Source organism: Sphingobium sp., assembly GCF_003248505.1.
Taxonomy (GTDB): Bacteria; Pseudomonadota; Alphaproteobacteria; order Sphingomonadales; family Sphingomonadaceae; genus Sphingobium.
Window position 1 is genome coordinate 18,852 of the sequence record NZ_QFOA01000005.1, and the last position, 14,613, is coordinate 33,464.

At 60.6% G+C, this 14,613-nt stretch carries 16 protein-coding genes; 10 read left to right on the plus strand and 6 right to left on the minus strand.

Annotation, left to right across the window (positions count from 1 at the left end; translation table 11 throughout):
* Nucleotides 1-16 precede the first annotated feature (16 nt).
* The 6 genes from npdG to DI606_RS03575 all read left to right on the plus strand — a co-directional run bounded on the left by npdG (nucleotide 17) and on the right by DI606_RS03575 (nucleotide 5,658).
* The gene (npdG, locus tag DI606_RS03550) at nucleotides 17-673 is read left to right on the plus strand and encodes an NADPH-dependent F420 reductase (protein ID WP_293979800.1); all 657 of its coding nucleotides are present in this window, start codon (nucleotides 17-19) and stop codon (nucleotides 671-673) included.
* 10 nt (nucleotides 674-683) lie between these two features.
* Nucleotides 684-1,421, plus strand: a complete 738-nt coding sequence (cofE, locus tag DI606_RS03555) for a coenzyme F420-0:L-glutamate ligase (protein ID WP_293979802.1) — start codon at nucleotides 684-686, stop codon at nucleotides 1,419-1,421.
* The gene (cofD, locus tag DI606_RS03560; RefSeq protein ID WP_293979804.1) at nucleotides 1,418-2,344 is read left to right on the plus strand and encodes a 2-phospho-L-lactate transferase; all 927 of its coding nucleotides are present in this window, start codon (nucleotides 1,418-1,420) and stop codon (nucleotides 2,342-2,344) included. The genes cofE and cofD overlap by 4 nt, the downstream gene beginning before the upstream one ends.
* A gap of 23 nt (nucleotides 2,345-2,367) precedes the next feature.
* A complete protein-coding gene (gene cofC, locus DI606_RS03565; RefSeq protein ID WP_293979806.1) occupies nucleotides 2,368-2,913 on the plus strand; it encodes a 2-phospho-L-lactate guanylyltransferase in 546 nt (181 codons plus the stop codon).
* Nucleotides 2,914-3,008: 95 nt separating this feature from the next.
* Nucleotides 3,009-3,929 (plus strand): TIGR03619 family F420-dependent LLM class oxidoreductase, encoded by a 921-nt coding sequence (locus DI606_RS03570; RefSeq protein WP_293979808.1) that lies wholly within the window; start codon nucleotides 3,009-3,011, stop codon nucleotides 3,927-3,929.
* Nucleotides 3,930-4,002: 73 nt separating this feature from the next.
* Nucleotides 4,003-5,658, plus strand: a complete 1,656-nt coding sequence (locus DI606_RS03575) for an FAD-dependent oxidoreductase (protein ID WP_293979810.1) — start codon at nucleotides 4,003-4,005, stop codon at nucleotides 5,656-5,658.
* Between the two features lie 269 nt (nucleotides 5,659-5,927).
* Here the strand turns inward: DI606_RS03575 and DI606_RS03580 are convergent, their stop codons facing one another.
* The 3 genes from DI606_RS03580 to DI606_RS03590 are packed head-to-tail and all read right to left on the minus strand — an operon-like array spanning nucleotide 5,928 to nucleotide 9,089.
* Nucleotides 5,928-7,004: an LLM class flavin-dependent oxidoreductase gene (locus tag DI606_RS03580; RefSeq protein WP_293979811.1), complete on the minus strand. Its 1,077-nt coding sequence runs from the start codon at nucleotides 7,002-7,004 to the stop codon at nucleotides 5,928-5,930.
* 59 nt (nucleotides 7,005-7,063) lie between these two features.
* Nucleotides 7,064-8,137 (minus strand): aromatic ring-hydroxylating dioxygenase subunit alpha, encoded by a 1,074-nt coding sequence (locus DI606_RS03585; RefSeq protein ID WP_293979812.1) that lies wholly within the window; start codon nucleotides 8,135-8,137, stop codon nucleotides 7,064-7,066.
* A gap of 13 nt (nucleotides 8,138-8,150) precedes the next feature.
* Nucleotides 8,151-9,089 (minus strand): Rieske (2Fe-2S) protein, encoded by a 939-nt coding sequence (locus tag DI606_RS03590; RefSeq protein ID WP_293979814.1) that lies wholly within the window; start codon nucleotides 9,087-9,089, stop codon nucleotides 8,151-8,153.
* Between the two features lie 78 nt (nucleotides 9,090-9,167).
* Between DI606_RS03590 and DI606_RS03595 the strand changes: the two genes are divergently transcribed.
* A complete protein-coding gene (locus tag DI606_RS03595) occupies nucleotides 9,168-9,821 on the plus strand; it encodes a TetR/AcrR family transcriptional regulator (protein ID WP_293979815.1) in 654 nt (217 codons plus the stop codon).
* A gap of 32 nt (nucleotides 9,822-9,853) precedes the next feature.
* On the opposite strand, the gene DI606_RS03600 is transcribed toward DI606_RS03595, so the two are convergent.
* The 3 genes from DI606_RS03600 to DI606_RS03610 form a co-directional block, all read right to left on the minus strand.
* A complete protein-coding gene (locus DI606_RS03600) occupies nucleotides 9,854-10,357 on the minus strand; it encodes an ester cyclase (RefSeq protein ID WP_293979816.1) in 504 nt (167 codons plus the stop codon).
* 38 nt (nucleotides 10,358-10,395) lie between these two features.
* On the minus strand, nucleotides 10,396-10,713 hold the full coding sequence (locus tag DI606_RS03605) for a 2Fe-2S iron-sulfur cluster-binding protein (RefSeq protein WP_062731375.1): 318 nt from the start codon (nucleotides 10,711-10,713) through the stop codon (nucleotides 10,396-10,398).
* A gap of 90 nt (nucleotides 10,714-10,803) precedes the next feature.
* Entirely contained in the window at nucleotides 10,804-12,093 is a 1,290-nt protein-coding gene (locus DI606_RS03610; RefSeq protein ID WP_293979817.1) for a sulfotransferase, read from the minus strand.
* A gap of 151 nt (nucleotides 12,094-12,244) precedes the next feature.
* Between DI606_RS03610 and DI606_RS03615 the strand changes: the two genes are divergently transcribed.
* The 3 genes from DI606_RS03615 to DI606_RS03625 all read left to right on the plus strand — a co-directional run bounded on the left by DI606_RS03615 (nucleotide 12,245) and on the right by DI606_RS03625 (nucleotide 14,611).
* Nucleotides 12,245-13,123, plus strand: a complete 879-nt coding sequence (locus tag DI606_RS03615) for an AraC family transcriptional regulator (RefSeq protein ID WP_293979818.1) — start codon at nucleotides 12,245-12,247, stop codon at nucleotides 13,121-13,123.
* Nucleotides 13,124-13,250: 127 nt separating this feature from the next.
* Nucleotides 13,251-14,036 carry an SDR family oxidoreductase gene (locus DI606_RS03620; protein ID WP_293979819.1) on the plus strand — a complete coding sequence of 262 codons (786 nt, stop codon included), beginning with the start codon at nucleotides 13,251-13,253 and terminating at the stop codon, nucleotides 14,034-14,036.
* Between the two features lie 62 nt (nucleotides 14,037-14,098).
* The gene (locus tag DI606_RS03625) at nucleotides 14,099-14,611 is read left to right on the plus strand and encodes a VOC family protein (protein ID WP_293979820.1); all 513 of its coding nucleotides are present in this window, start codon (nucleotides 14,099-14,101) and stop codon (nucleotides 14,609-14,611) included.
* Nucleotides 14,612-14,613 lie beyond the last annotated feature (2 nt).

Here is a 14,613-nt window from a genome sequence, read left to right on the forward strand (position 1 = left end):
AACTGAAGGACAATATATGACTCTTCCCGCCATTGCCGTCGTCGGCGGAACCGGTAATCTGGGCGCTGCGATTGCCTGGCGCCTGGGGCGCGCTGGCTATCCCGTCACGATCGGATCGCGTAGCGCGGAAAGCGCGCAAAAGGCCGCTGCTGAATTGGGACATGGCCTGCAGGGCGGTGCCAATGTGGATGTCGTTGCGCAGGCTGACATCGTCATCGTGACGGTGCCCTTCGCCGCCCAGGAAGCGACGCTTCGCGAAATCGCGCCGCATGTCGTCGGCAAATTGGTCGTGGATACGACGGTCCCCCTCGTGCCGCCAAAAGTTATGCGGGTCCAGTTGCCCGAGGAAGGCTCCGCTGCGCAGAAGGCGCAGGCGGTACTTGGAGAAGGCGTGGCGCTGGTGTCGGCTTTCCATAATGTCGCGGCGCACAAATTGGCAAAGGACGTCGATGTCGGTTGCGATGTGCTGGTGTTCGGCGACGACAAAGACGCTCGTGGCCGCATCGTGGCGCTGGCCGATGCTATGGGTTTGCGGGGACTTCACGGCGGCGCCCTGGTAAACTCCGCCGCCGCCGAGGCGCTGACCTCGATCCTCATTTTCATGAACAAGACCTACAAGGTTGACGGTGCGGGTATTCGCATCACAGGAGATTTGATCCCGCCCGAAGCTTGAGGTGTATTCGATGATCGAAATCGTACCGTTGACCGGAATTGGAGAGGTCAGACCGGGCGACGATCTGGCGGACATCCTACATTTGGCTTTGGACCGGTGCGGTGTCGAACCCCGCGCTGGCGATCTTCTGGTCGTAACGCAGAAGATCGTGTCCAAGGCGGAGGGGCGATTTATATCCCTGGCTGACGTAGAGCCCGGTACAGAGGCACGGCGCCTGGCCGATATCACGCGCAAGGATTCTCGGCTCGTGCAACTGGTGCTGGATGAATCCAGCGCCATCCTGCGCGCGGTGCCCCATGTCCTGATTGCGCGCCACGGGCTGGGTCATGTCATGGCCAATGCTGGAATCGATCGTTCCAATATCGGGGAGGGGGAGGGCGATCGCGCCTTGCTTCTTCCGGTCGATCCCGATGGAACGGCTTTGCAATTGCATGCGCGCTTGGGCCTGCCCGTGGTCATCTCTGACAGTTTCGGTCGGCCTTGGCGGATGGGCGTGGTGGCGGTGGCCATTGGCGCGGCCGGATTGCCGGCGTTGCAGGATCGCAGGGGTGAACTGGATCGCGACGGTCGGACGCTGGAAGTCACCCAGGTGGCGTTGGCCGATATCGTCGCGACGGCCGCCTGCCTCGCCACCGGGGAAGGCGCGGAGGGCATACCGGCGGCGCTGGTGCGGGGTTGCACACTGACCGGCCAGGCTCGTCCTGCCGCCGATCTGGTGCGCCCTGTGCATGAAGATCTCTTCGCATGAATCGCGTTGTCGTCCTGACCGGCGGAGTGGGCGGCGCGAAGCTGGTTCTAGGTCTGTCGCACATCGTGGCCGGCGATACGTTGACGGCGATTGTAAATACCGGAGATGATTTCCGGCATTTGGGGCTGCATATATCGCCCGATATCGATACCTTGCTCTATACTCTGTCAGGCAAGGCGAACGGCGTGCAGGGTTGGGGGAGGGAAGGCGAAAGCTGGAGTTTCATGGCAGCCCTTCGCGAATTGGGAGGAGAGGACTGGTTCCAACTCGGCGATGGCGATCTGGCTTTGCATGTGGCGCGGACCCATGCGCTGGCGCAAGGGCAGAGCCTGTCGCAAATCACTGCGCGATTTGCTGCCCAGTGGGACATAGCGGCCCGGATATTGCCCATGAGCGACCAGGCGGTATCTACGGTAGTGGATACAGAACAGGGACGTCTGGAGTTTCAACGCTATTTCGTCGAGCAGCGTTGCGCGCCGGTTGTGCGGCAGATCATTTTTGAAGGGGCGACGGACGCCGGTCCAGCTCCCGGCGTCATTGATGCTATCGAGGCGGCGGACGCGATATTGTTCGCCCCGTCCAACCCATTTCTCAGTGTCGATCCCTTGCTGGCCGTGCCTGGACTAAGCTTGGCGATCAAGAAGACCAGGGCGCCCGTGATCGCCGTGTCTCCGCTCGTAGGCGGTACGGCGGTCAAGGGCCCGACTGCCAAGCTGATGCAGGAATTGGGCATGGCGGTCGATAACGACAGCATTGCACGGCATTATGCCGGATTGATCGATGCCATCTTGATCGATAGCGGAGATCGATGCGAGGCGCCGGACATCGTCGTTGGGCGTTGCCCGACCTTGATGACGACACTGGAGGACAAAATTCGCGTAGCGCAGGCGGCGCTCGATCTCGCGCTCACCCTTCGACCGTGACGGACTGGGCTGCCCTCGTCCCTTTGAAACAGGGTGCGGAAAGTAAGTCGCGGCTGCAGGACGTGCTGGAACCCGCCGAACGCGTCGCGTTGGCGTTCGCGATGGCCACGCGAGTCATCTCATGCCTGTCCAATGTGAATGCGATCAACTCCCTCTATCTTCTTGCGCCGGCGGAAGTTTCCGAATGGCCGGTGCAATGGTTGCCCGACAGCGGAAAAGGCCTCAATCCGGAGTTGCAGGGAGCGCGCGCGCAATTGGGTAATCGTCCCATGCTCGTGATCCATGCCGATTTGCCGCATCTGACGGTGCAAGATATCCAAGCCTTGCTCGACGCTGCAGACGATTGCGGCTGCGCTTTCGCACCAGATCGGCACGGTCGCGGCACAAATGCGGTGGCACTTCGGGACGCCAATCCGTTCCGCTTCGCCTTCGGACGCGATAGTCTTATGCTCCACAGGCAGCAGCGCTCGGGAGCGGCGATCGTGGAACGGGCCGCCCTCGGCTTCGACATCGACACGCCCGCAGATTTGGCCGAGCTTCATGATATGTTCTCGGCAGAGCAAGGCTGAGGACTTGATCTGCTATATCCTTCCCAAGGGAAGGTGTAGTCGAATCTATCGGGGCCATTCTGCCCGCCAATCTGGAAACCAGGGAGGATCGGTCGATGAAACTGAACGTGGGCGTGCCAAACAGCATGCATGTCGCGGCGATGACGCAACCCTGGGAATATGGTCTGACCGGAGACGACATCGGCCGAGCGATGGCAACCGCCGACGGACTGGGTTTCAACAAATGCATGTTGGGTGAACATTTCATCATCCCGCAGGAGCATATCGATCTTTCGGGCGATCATTATGTGCATGGCACGGTCGCCCTGTCTTTCCTGGCCGGTCGCACCAAGACTATGAAACTCAGCTCGTCCGTGTCGATTCTGCCGTTGCAAAGCCCGATCGTGCAAGCCAAGGCATGGTCGACGCTCGACTGGCTGAGCGGCGGTCGCGCCACCGCGCTGTTCGGGGTCGGCTGGCTGAAGGAAGAATTCGACATGCTGAATGTCGACTTTCACAAGCGCGGACGCATGGCCGATGAGTATATCGCGGCGATCATCGAACTGTGGACCGCCGACAAGCCCGAGTTCGACGGTGAATTTGTGCAGTTCCGAAATGTCGGTTTTGCGCCCAAGCCGGTCCAGCAGCCGCGCTTGCCGATCTGGCTAGGCGGCGATGCCGAACCCGTGCTCAAACGCGTGGCGAAGTTCGGCGATGGATGGTCGCCCTTCCGCACGCCGCCGGAAAAATTTCCCGAATGCCTCGACTTCATCCGATCGCAGCCTGAATATGATTGCCGCCCGATCGATCTGTTCTTTGCGCTCGAAATGCTCAATGTCGGGGCCCATCACGAGATTATGGACGACCCGCGCGCGCCCGGTACACGGGATGCGCAAAAGGTCATCGATCAGGTGGGCTGGCTGAAGGAACTGGGGGTTAACGAAACCATCGTGCCGCTGCCACCGGGGATATCGGGGCTGACCGAATATCTCGACCGGCTCCAGTGGGTGGCCGAGGAAATCATGCCCAAAATCTGAAACCTGCCGGGGGAAAGGCGCGGGAAGCTGCGACTTTCTCGATGGTTATCTGAAGAAGGATCGGGAGGACCGGATGGCCCAATATGATGTTGTAGTGGTAGGATCGGGCGCGGCTGGCATGACGGCGGCCATCAGGGCCGCTTCTGCCGGATTGTCGGTGCTGGTGCTGGAGAAATCCCAATATTTCGGCGGCACGACCTCTGTTTCGGGCGGCGGTATCTGGATTCCCGACAGCCCGCAGGCGAGAGCCGCTGGCGTGGACGATAGCCGCGCCGTCGCCCGCCAATATGTGCTGGACGTGATAGGACCGACCGCCGATCCCGCATTGATCGACGCCTATCTCGATGCCGGTCCGGAAATGGTGGAATGGCTGGACAAGCACAGCCAGGTCCGGTTCCTTCTCTCCCCGCCCAGCAGCGACTGGTATCCGGAAGTCGCTGGCGCAGCCGATCATGGCCGGTTGCTCGCGCCGCAGGAATATGATGGCAAGAAGCTGGGCGATCATTTCGCCGAGCTTCGGCCCGCGCGTGAGGAATTCAATGCGCCGGGCGGCTTCATGATCGACCTGTTCGATTTGCCCTATCTGGCCGAAATGCCTTCTCCCAAATCGTTGGTCCATTTCGGCAAGCTGGCCGCGAAATTTGGCCTGGACAAGGTCCGCCGCTATCCGCGGGGCACGCGTCTGACCATGGGCAATGCGCTGTCGGCGCGCCTGCTGCGGTCTGCGCTCGATGCGGGCGTCACGCTGCGCAAGGATGCGGCCGTCGATCAGCTGTTGGTCAAGGCAGGCCGGGTGACTGGCGTGCGCGTCAGTGGGGAGGATATTGCAGCGAAGCTGGGCGTCCTGCTGGCATCGGGCGGATTTTCTGCCAACGAGCAATTGCGCAAGGCCTATATCCCCTATGCCGAGGAGCATGTCTCGATCCTGCCCTATGAGAATACCGGCGACGGCATGAACATGGGGCTGGACGCTGGCGCATCGCTTGCCGGGGACAATCTGGTCAATGCCGTTTGGGCCGTGGTGTCCAAGATGACGCGGCCGGATGGCTATGTTGCCCGCTACGCCCACTTGATCGACATGTCGAAGCCGGGCTGCATCGCCGTCGATGCGAAAGGCGAGCGGTTCGGAAATGAAGCCTCCGTCCACTTTGTGGAAGCCATGCACAAAAGCGGCACCGTGCCTGCCCACATCATCGGCGATGCTGCATTCATCAAGAAATATGGGATGGGCATGGTATATCCCGGCGGCGGCGGCCTGAAGAAGCTGATCGCGGCAGGCTATGTCATAGAGGCGCCCAGTCTGCGCGAACTTGCCGGGAAGATCGGCGTCGATGCCGATGGCCTGATGGCGACGGTCGCGAAGATGAATCGCTATGCCGAAACCGGCAAGGATCTGGATTTCGGCAAGGGCGACACCCAGATCGACATCGAGATCGGCGATCCCAAGCATAAGCCCAACCCATGCCTGGGCCGCGTGGAGACGGCGCCCTTCTACGCGATCAAAATCTATCCCGGGGACGGATCGACGACGGTGGGGCTCAAGATCGACTCGCAATGCCGCGTGATCGGCACCGATGGCGCACCTGTGGGTGGATTGTTTGCGGCGGGGCTCGACGCCAATTCCATCTGGCGCGGAAAGTCGCCGGCCCATGGTTGCAATGTCGGCCCGGCCATGGTGACCGGCTTCATCGCGGGCAAATCGATGGCGGAGGCTGTGGTCCCGGCCTGAGCTCTTCTTTAACGGATTGAAACGATGGACGCCGGGATCGGATTTATCCCCGATCGCGGCGTCCATCGTCTTAATATTTTAGCTAATTGTAGCGGCTGGAGCATTTCCTAAGCAGATGGAATCATCTGCTCGCTTGAAAAATGAGGTAAAACAACAAGCTATGTCATCCCATACGATGCGATCGGATCGGAGGACATAGATCGGCACTCTCACTTGTTGTACCCGCGCTTTCGTAACCGTCAGATGATCCCATGTGGCGGGAAATCGCTTTAGGCTGGTTCAGAAACCAAGCCCGCGCGCGCTCTGGTCGTCGCTACCAGCTTGAACAGGCCCGCATTATAGTCGGTCAACTGCTCCATGGTGAGATCCCGATAGGGCGTCATCGGGCAGAGCGAATCCACCACGTCCCAGAACGGCTCGATTTTTTCGAGCACCTCGTCCACGGGCCCGCAGGTCACGAAGGCTTCGACCATCTCATCGGATACATTGCCGATGACCTTTGCGATGTCGCCATGCTCGCCCAGGCTAAGTTGGCAGGCACGGGCCTGATCGCCAAAGCCGATAGCTTCGAAGAAGGGCTCATATTCCTTATAGCCCGAATAGGCCGCGACGGTGGCGCGACTGTCGTCGATCGCCTTCTGCTTGTCGTCATTGACCGCGATCCACGGCCAGGCGTTGATTTCAATATCCTCGCGCTTGCGGCCATATTTGGCCAGCGTATCGTTGATGAAGGGGAGGCGGCTCTTGGTATAGGCAGCGGACCAGAGGGCGTGGACCATCAGGCCATCGCCAACCTCAAGCGCCAGCGCGGTCATCTTTTCCTGCAATGCTGCGATCCAGATCGGGATCTCTTCGCGGACAGGGGGGGCGGTCAGCATCATCTCCTCGAAATCGGCGGAGAAATATTCCCCCGCAATCGGATCGAGATCCTTATGTGCATTGGCGATGACGTAGCGGATCACCTTGACGCTTTCGCGCAGGTGAGACAGCAGCTTGCGTTCCGGCTCGCCATACATGCCCGTGACGCAGCTTTTGATGCTGGAGCCCAGCCCCAGCACGAAACGACCGTTGGAAATGCGATCCACATCCATCGCCGCATAGGCCGTCTCGACCGGACTGCGGGTTCCTGCAATCGCGACGCCAGTGCCTACCTTCAGATTTTCTGTCAGCGCGGCAGTGGCGGCCATCGGTACGAAGGGCGGCCCGTAGATCTGGAGCGAGAAGCAACCCTCGAAGCCCGCCTGTTCCATCTGCTGGCCGATTCCCGCCATGGCGGGGGCGGGGAGGGTCGGCATAACGGCCCACCAGCGGCGTTCGCCGCCGACGGCATTGACGAGCTTGGACATGGCGTCTCCGAAAAGAAAAAAGAGCGGACGTCGCCGTCCGCCCATGGGGAGAGATCAAATCAGAACTGGAACAGTTCTTTACGCAGGCCAATAATGTCGCTGCAATCTTCGCTGACATTATCGCGATAGGCAAAATCGCCCTTCGCCTGTCGGTCGGCAAGTTCCATCATCGCCATGCGATAGCGCTGCCCGGCCTGATCGAATTTGCTGTGCAGATCCTTGCGGTCGGTATGGCGCATGTAGCGCGGGCTCTGGGGAGAGGTCATATAGCTATCCTGCCGCGAGACCTTGTAGCCCGCCTTGGGCATGACATGGCGGAACATCAGACCGGCATTGGACGTGTTCATGACCATCTCCATCCGCGTACGGTCCCGTGTTTCGGGCGTGCAAGGGTGGAACAGAGGCACATCGTCGCCGGGGCTAAAGCGGCCATAGGCAATCGCGCAGTGAGAGCGCAGATAGATGCGGATCACCTGCCGCACATTCTGGGTCGGCTGCTTGATGCCGCTGAAGAATTTCATGACCGGCGCGACCGATTTGTTGACGCAGGTGCGGACCATCGTGACAGTCTCGCTGTCATAAAAGGTTTCCACAGTTTCGCTGTCCGACCGTTCGTCACCGACGACGTCCGCATGCAGGAAGTCGGCATGGGTCAGGTCAATCAGATTTTCCAAGCTGATCGGCGCCGAGCTTTCGAAGCGGACGGTCGCGGTCATGTGACGCGGCAGCCCGCCCTGGGGCGGAAGGAAGGGCAGGCTGGGCAAATGGCGGGGATCAGCGGCCAGAGGGTTGCCGAACCACACCCAGACCACACCATAATGTTCCATGACCGGATAGCGACCCTGGGCATTGGTATATTCGCTTTTGTCGCGGGCGATCCGTTCGTTGGGGTGGAATTCGCTCGCAACAGCGACGCCATTGTCGCGCCACAGGAAAATGGGGTGCGAATAGATGGCCCGACGGACCGGCTTGCCGGTCACGGAATAGTCGTGCGCTACCGGAAACCAGCTGTCGCGCATCACCAGATTATGCGGTACCCAGCGGTTGATGGCGTTCAGCGCGACCGGGCTGTTGCCCGACGGCGCGGCGGAGTTGTCATCGTGCGAGACGGGACGGTCGGCGGTTTCAAGCATCTTAAATCCTCCTTCAGGCCGCTACGGTCTGATCATGGTTCTCGGGCGTATCTACCAACATGGCCTTGCGCAAATCCTCGCCATGCAGTGATACGGAAGGCTTGGTGGCGCGCAATTTCGATCCGTCGACGGAATCGAAGATCGTGAGCGGGTTGATCCCGCGCAGGATGGCGCCGCGCAGGCCGGGATGACGCGCACCCAGCTGGGCGCGCCAGCGAACCGCCGTCACGCCACGCGCCGAGGGGACGGGCGAGAGCACGGCATACAGAAGGTCGTTGAACTGGTCGTCCCGCAGCGTCAGACGCGTCTCGCCAGTCAGCGGATGGGTGCGCGTCAACAGGGTCAACGGAAATTCGGCCACGAAATGCGATGGCCAATGCAGCGGATGCCATTGGCAGTTCCGCTCCATCACCAGCAGGCCGTTTTCCTCGTGCAGTTCCGACATAAGATAGGGGCTGAAGCGAACGCCGCGGATCGACATGATCAAGCCGGGATCGTCATAGAGGGCGTTCAGATATTCCTGATGGCTACAGCTGAGGTTGACCGTGCCGACATAGGTATATTTGGGATCGGCGCTGAGTGGCGCCTCCGCCTTGGGATTGAGGCACACGCGCACGAACCCGGCCTGTTCGGTCACGGCAAAGGCATTGGCCTTGTATATCGGCGGAAACTTCTGCTGATCCTTCATGTTGGGGATTTCTTTGAGCCGGCCGGTTTCGCCGTCATAGCTCCAGCCATGATAGCCGCACTGGATCATGCCATTGTCGCGGATGCAGCCAAGCGATAGCGGCGCGCGACGATGCGGGCAGCGATCTTCCAGCGCGCGGGCGATGCCGTTATTGTCGCGCCACAGCACCACTGGCTGGCCGCCGATATCGACGGACAGCGGCTTTTGGGAGGTTACTTCCTCGGACCGTGCGACAGCCCACCAAAGATCAGTATCGAGACTCATAGCGCTATCCACTCTCCTTTCGATTAAATTGACGGATGACAATTTATCTGTCAACCTCTTTTCGTTATGGAATTGTCGATGCTTGATCGTCCCCAGCGCACACGCGGTCGCCCCGCACTCAATGCCGCTCAGGCCTTGGACGAGGACAAGCTGCTCGGGCTGGCCTTTGCGACGTTTGCAGAGCGCGGCTATGAAGGTACGACGCTGCGAGACCTGTCGAAGCAGCTTGGGGTCAGCCACAATCTGCTGAATGTCCGGTTCGGCCGGAAGGAGGATTTGTGGATACGTGCGGTCGACTGGCGCATGGGTCAGGCTTCGCCGTTCGTCGAAGCTGCCTTCGATGAACATGCCGATCCGGAAGTCCGGTTACGCCATCTGATCCAGCGTTTCTGCCTATGGGCGACGAACAACAGCGACATCGTTTTGATGACGAATATGGAAGGGTGCCGTTCCACCTGGCGACTTGATCATATCGTGGAACATTTCGTGCTGCCGTTCCAGCGGCGGCTCGATAGCCTGCTCGACGCGGTACGGCTGCGGCGACCGGTTCATGGTCTTTCGACAGCGGCCTTGATGGCCCTGCTCGTGCAGGGGGTCGGCTATTATTTTTGTGCCGTGCCGATGCAGGATCGGCTGGGGGCGGGGCAGGAGGTCGATGACGTCCACGCGGTCGAACATGCCGACAGGCTGGCCACGTTCCTGCTCGCTGCCCTGCTGCCGCCGGTCGCCTGACCGAAGCGGAAGAAGGGCAGCGGCGCAGTCGCTTACTTGTAGGGATCGACCGGCTGGGGCACTTCCACCACACCAATGTCCTTCAACATGGTCAACACGTCGGAAATGCTGAAGATGCTGACGATCTTGTCGTCCTTGAACTTGACGATGGAGAACCAGTTGACCTGAAACTCGTTGCCGGTCGGCTGTACGCCCATATAGGGTCCGCCGACATGCTTGCAGTAGTGGGTCGCGTAGATCCAGATTTCGTCGTCACCCTTACCGACCGCGTCGATGGTCTTGTAGGCGGCAGGGAAAAAGGTCTTGTAGAGTGCGACCGGCGAGGTCTTCCACTGTTCATAGGTGCCCAGGTCGGGGCGGTTGGGGTTGCCATACCGGAAGTCGGGATGGAAAAACCGGTCCATGGCGTCAAAATCGCCGGCGTTCAGGGTTTCCTGAAGATCGGTCCAATGCTTGACCATCTTCTTCTGTTTGTCGGTCAGTACGGTCGAACCCGACACGTCCAGCTGTTCACGAATGTCTTCTTTCCAGGCCACGATAATCCTCTCTCATTGATTCAGGATTGGGGTTATGCTCAGTCTTCAGGTGCGATGGTGACCGTAAGTCCCGACAGGGCTTCCGTCATCATGACCTGACAGGACAGGCGCGAATAGTCGTTGCGGTGGGGCGATCCGTCCAACAGATCGCTTTCGTCTTCCGATACCGGGGGGAGGGCCTGCGCGAAGGCCGGGTCGACATAGACATGACATGTCGCGCAGGAGCAGCATCCGCCGCAAAGCGCCAGCAGCTCATCGAAGCCCGCGTCGCGGATGGCTTCCATCACCGAGCTGTCGGCGGATGCGTCGATCGTCTGCTGTGCGCCGTCACGGGTGATGACATTCAATTCCGGCATGGCATTCCTTTGGTGCAATCGAAGGCGATGCCCCGTCCTAGTGAGCGCGCGCCGCTTTCCGTCCTGTCGAAAGACAGGTCGTGAGACAGGCTATTTCACTTCGACCTGTACTGGGAACCTATCGAAATAGAATGCAAAGGGGCGGCGCAATTCCTCCCCGGTGACATGGAAATCACGCTCCAGATCGTAGACGATCTTGCCCTTGGCCTGCTCGCCATGCTCGGCCAAATAGGCGTGCAGATCGGCCAGCGCCTCGTCGGTCAGTGGGATATCGGCAATGCGATAGATTGCCTTCAGGATCGGATCGGGATTTTTGATCCAGTCGTGAAAATAGACGTCGATTGTCTGTTCGGGGGGCAGGATGTCGCGATCGCGCACGCAGGCGCGAAGCAGCTTTTCATAGCGGTCGGGCCAGTAGCTCAGAGGCTCCTGAATATCGACCGATTTGCGCAACATGCGCGCCGCATAGCTGTACATGGTGAGCTGCGACCGGATCGACCCGACCGGATCGCGATGGGTCAGAACGAACGTGGCGTCGGGAAAAGTCTTATAGAGAGCAGGCAACTGCTCCATATGTTGCGGGCATTTGATGACCCACCGGTTCGGTCCTTTCAGGAAGGTCAGGACCTGGAGCCCTTTTTTCAGATAGGCATAGGTGCCAGACTGGTCGTGGTTCAGATAATAGTCGCGCCAGCGCGGCACATGCGCCAGCCACTCGATCAGATAGGAGGAGAAATCGACCGCCTGCAACTCGATATCCTCGCTGATATGATCGGGCGAAAATTCGTGCATGATCGCCATATAGGGCAGGATCGATTCCATCGTCCGCCAGCCCTGTTCCGCCTTGGTCCAGCGCGGATTGCTGTCCTCTTCGGTCGGGGTTTCGTCGGGCGCGGGGATAGGCGCGATGGCTTCCCACCATGGCAGCGACCGGAAACGGCGGTCAGCCGACAGCAGGCCCAGCAGATGCGTGGTGCCCGATCGCGGCAGGCCCGCAACGATGATCGGCCGGTCGATCTGGATGTCCAAGATCTCCGGGTGGCGTCTGACCAAGCCTTCTATCCGCAGCCGAGTCGCGGCAAGGCGGATCATCATCTGGAACAGGTTGGCCCGCGTGACCGCCGAAGCGTTCGTATCTTCGTCCACCGCCTGGCACCAGACGGCAAGACGTTCGCGAAAATCGTCCGCGCCGAAATCCGACAGCCCTGTCTGCGCCTGCGCCGCAGCCAATATGACCTCGGGCTTCAGGACGATCTGATCCGCCGCAGCCTCTGCCCCCGCCAATACCTGCTTCTGGACATCGGTCAGCACAGGGTGGTGCAGGTCGGTGATGTCGATGATGTTACGGCGCGCGGCCTCTTCCTGCACAGCACTGCCCATCTCTCTCTCCTTTTTTCGGTGCGCCATCTAAATGCGCCCGCCCTCTCTTTCGCAAGGTGCCCAGCCATCGCCGTCGCGCCAAATATTCGGCAAAAGCGCCATGTCGCGCGGCGAACATGCCGCGAAAGGCAAAACTGTCCGGAGGGGTTGGATGAACGCTGTTTCCCAGGTCTACGACCTGCCCGTCACGCCGACGATCGATTGCACGGTCCAGGGCCGGATCGCGCTGCCCGGCGTGGTGATGGAATTGCATCATTACCGATTTCGCGGCCAGCAGGGCGGGGTCTTTTCATCGCCGCGCAGTTTTCTCGATCTGGCGCTGTCCCCCCGGCCCGGTCGTCCCTGCGGCGGTTATGGCGGTATCGAACAGGGCAAGGCCTGCGCCTTGGGCGACATATTGTTCGTCCCGGCGCGAAGCGAACTGCATACCGAATGGGGAGAGGGCGAACAGACGTCAATATGCTGCGGCTTCGACGGCATGGGGTTCGACCATGATGGGCCGGACATATCGGACGATGCCTTGCGGGCTTCGCTCGACGTACGCAGTCCGACGGTGCGCGAGGCCTTGCGGCGCATTGCCGCCGAGATCGCGCAGCCGGGCTTTTGCAGCGAAATGCTGACACAGGCAATCTGGCTTCAGGCCGCAATCGAACTGCAACGCTATCTGCTCGGTTCGACGTCAGACGGTGAAATGGCGGTCGGCGGCATGTCGCGAACCCAGTTGCAACGCATAGCCGACCGGGTCGAGCAGCCCGGGAAGCCACCGTCCGTTGCCGAACTGGCGGCGGAATGTGGCCTTTCCACCCGCCATTTCTTTAGGCAGTTCAAAGTCGCCACGGGCCAGACGCTGACCCGCTATGTCACAGACCGTAAGATCGACCGCGCGAAACAGTTGCTGCGCCAGGCCCGCCCGGCGATCAAAATCATTGCCTGGGATTGCGGCTTCGACAGCGCAGCCGCCTTTTCCGCAGCCTTCCGTAAGGCGACCGGCGTGACGCCGAGGCAATTTCGAGAAGGCGTTTTGCACTGAATGCAGGGCCGTTTGGCGATGGCATTGGCACGATTGCGAAACTGGGTTCGCTTGTCGATTGCTTTGATCGCCAGCAATGTCGGGTCAAAGCGCCGCCGCGGTTCGAGCGGCCATCGGGAGAAGGCATGTGCCGGAAAATCTGTTCGACCTCAGCGGCAAGGTAGCGCTGGTCACCGGCGCCAATTCGGGACTGGGCTTCGGTTTTGCCCGCGGCCTCGCGCGGGCCGGCAGCGATGTCGTCCTGTGGGGGCGTCGTGCCGACAAGAATGAAGAAGCGGCGGCTGAATTGCGCGCCTATGGCATACGAGTGTTCTGCGATGCCGTCGATGTATCCAGCGAGCCCGCTATCGTCGCGGGCTTCGCTCGCGCGCTCGATGCGATGGGGCGCGTCGACACCGTCGTCGCCAATGCCGGCATGGTCAGCCAGGTGGCCTTCACCGACCTGGACGTCGCCACCTATCGCAAGCTGATCGACGTCAACCTCGATGGCGCCGTCTTCACGTTGCGGGAAGGCGCGCGCCACATGCAGGCGCGTGCGCAAGCAGGCGATCCTGGCGGTTCGCTTATTATCTGCGGCAGCGGTTCGATCTTTCAGGGCGTGCCGACCATGGCGCATTACGGCATTGCCAAGGGCGCGCTCAACGCCCTCGCCAAGGCGCTGGCGGCCGAACTCGGTCCGATCGGCGTGCGCTGCAACGTTGTAGCGCCGGGTTTCATCGAAACCGAGATGACATTTGCAGACCCTCAGATCGGCCAGATGGTCGCGGATATGGTTGCGGCCAAAACGCCGCTCGGCCGGGCGGGAAAGCCAGCCGATCTGGAGGGCGCGGTCGTCTATCTGGCAAGCGACATGGCGGCCTACCACACGGGCGACACCCTGGTGGTGGACGGCGGAAAATTGTTTGCCAACTGACCCGGCGGCAGATGCGAACCAAATATTTTCACGGCCTGATGCCGCAATAGCAGGAGAGAAGCATGTTCGCCCGGCCCAACAGCCAGCATAGTCAGATCGCTTATGTCACAAACGATCTCGACGCGGCGATGGCAGCGCTCAAGGATGCCTATGGCACGCCGGGATTCTTCGAACTGTCCAATATCCAACCCGGAGAAGATCCCACCGGCAAGCCAGTCCTTAAGGTCGCGCTGGCGGTGGTGGGCGGCGTCGAGGTCGAATTGATCGAACCGGTAGGCGACACGGCCCCCCTGTTTAGCGATTGCCTGCCCAGCGGCGATGGCCTGGCCATTTGTTTTCATCATGTCGCGACGCGTATAGACGGGCCGATCGCCCATTGGGACGCCCATGTCGCTTCGCTCGATCTGACGCGCCACCCTGTCGTATTCGAAGGTGGTGTGGGAGACATGCTGCGCTATATCTATACCGACGAGCGCGCGACTGTGGGCCATTATGTCGAGCATGTCTGGATGTCAGCGGACCTTCTAGCGCAGATGCGCACCGTCGTTCCCACCTATCCGCCAGTGAAGGGCTGACT

What these genes read in the sequence shown, in the direction of transcription:
- DI606_RS03570 (WP_293979808.1), top strand. Translation starts at nt 3,009, where the DNA reads ATGAAACTGAACGTGGGCGTGCCAAACAGCATGCATGTCGCGGCGATG.
- DI606_RS03580 (WP_293979811.1), bottom strand. Translation starts at nt 7,004, where the DNA reads ATGTCCAAGCTCGTCAATGCCGTCGGCGGCGAACGCCGCTGGTGGGCC.
- DI606_RS03575 (WP_293979810.1), top strand. Translation starts at nt 4,003, where the DNA reads ATGGCCCAATATGATGTTGTAGTGGTAGGATCGGGCGCGGCTGGCATG.
- DI606_RS03615 (WP_293979818.1), top strand. Translation starts at nt 12,245, where the DNA reads ATGAACGCTGTTTCCCAGGTCTACGACCTGCCCGTCACGCCGACGATC.
- cofD (WP_293979804.1), top strand. Translation starts at nt 1,418, where the DNA reads ATGAATCGCGTTGTCGTCCTGACCGGCGGAGTGGGCGGCGCGAAGCTG.
- DI606_RS03625 (WP_293979820.1), top strand. Translation starts at nt 14,099, where the DNA reads ATGTTCGCCCGGCCCAACAGCCAGCATAGTCAGATCGCTTATGTCACA.
- DI606_RS03610 (WP_293979817.1), bottom strand. Translation starts at nt 12,093, where the DNA reads ATGGGCAGTGCTGTGCAGGAAGAGGCCGCGCGCCGTAACATCATCGAC.
- DI606_RS03590 (WP_293979814.1), bottom strand. Translation starts at nt 9,089, where the DNA reads ATGAGTCTCGATACTGATCTTTGGTGGGCTGTCGCACGGTCCGAGGAA.
- DI606_RS03585 (WP_293979812.1), bottom strand. Translation starts at nt 8,137, where the DNA reads ATGCTTGAAACCGCCGACCGTCCCGTCTCGCACGATGACAACTCCGCC.
- npdG (WP_293979800.1), top strand. Translation starts at nt 17, where the DNA reads ATGACTCTTCCCGCCATTGCCGTCGTCGGCGGAACCGGTAATCTGGGC.
- cofE (WP_293979802.1), top strand. Translation starts at nt 684, where the DNA reads ATGATCGAAATCGTACCGTTGACCGGAATTGGAGAGGTCAGACCGGGC.
- DI606_RS03595 (WP_293979815.1), top strand. Translation starts at nt 9,168, where the DNA reads ATGCTTGATCGTCCCCAGCGCACACGCGGTCGCCCCGCACTCAATGCC.
- DI606_RS03605 (WP_062731375.1), bottom strand. Translation starts at nt 10,713, where the DNA reads ATGCCGGAATTGAATGTCATCACCCGTGACGGCGCACAGCAGACGATC.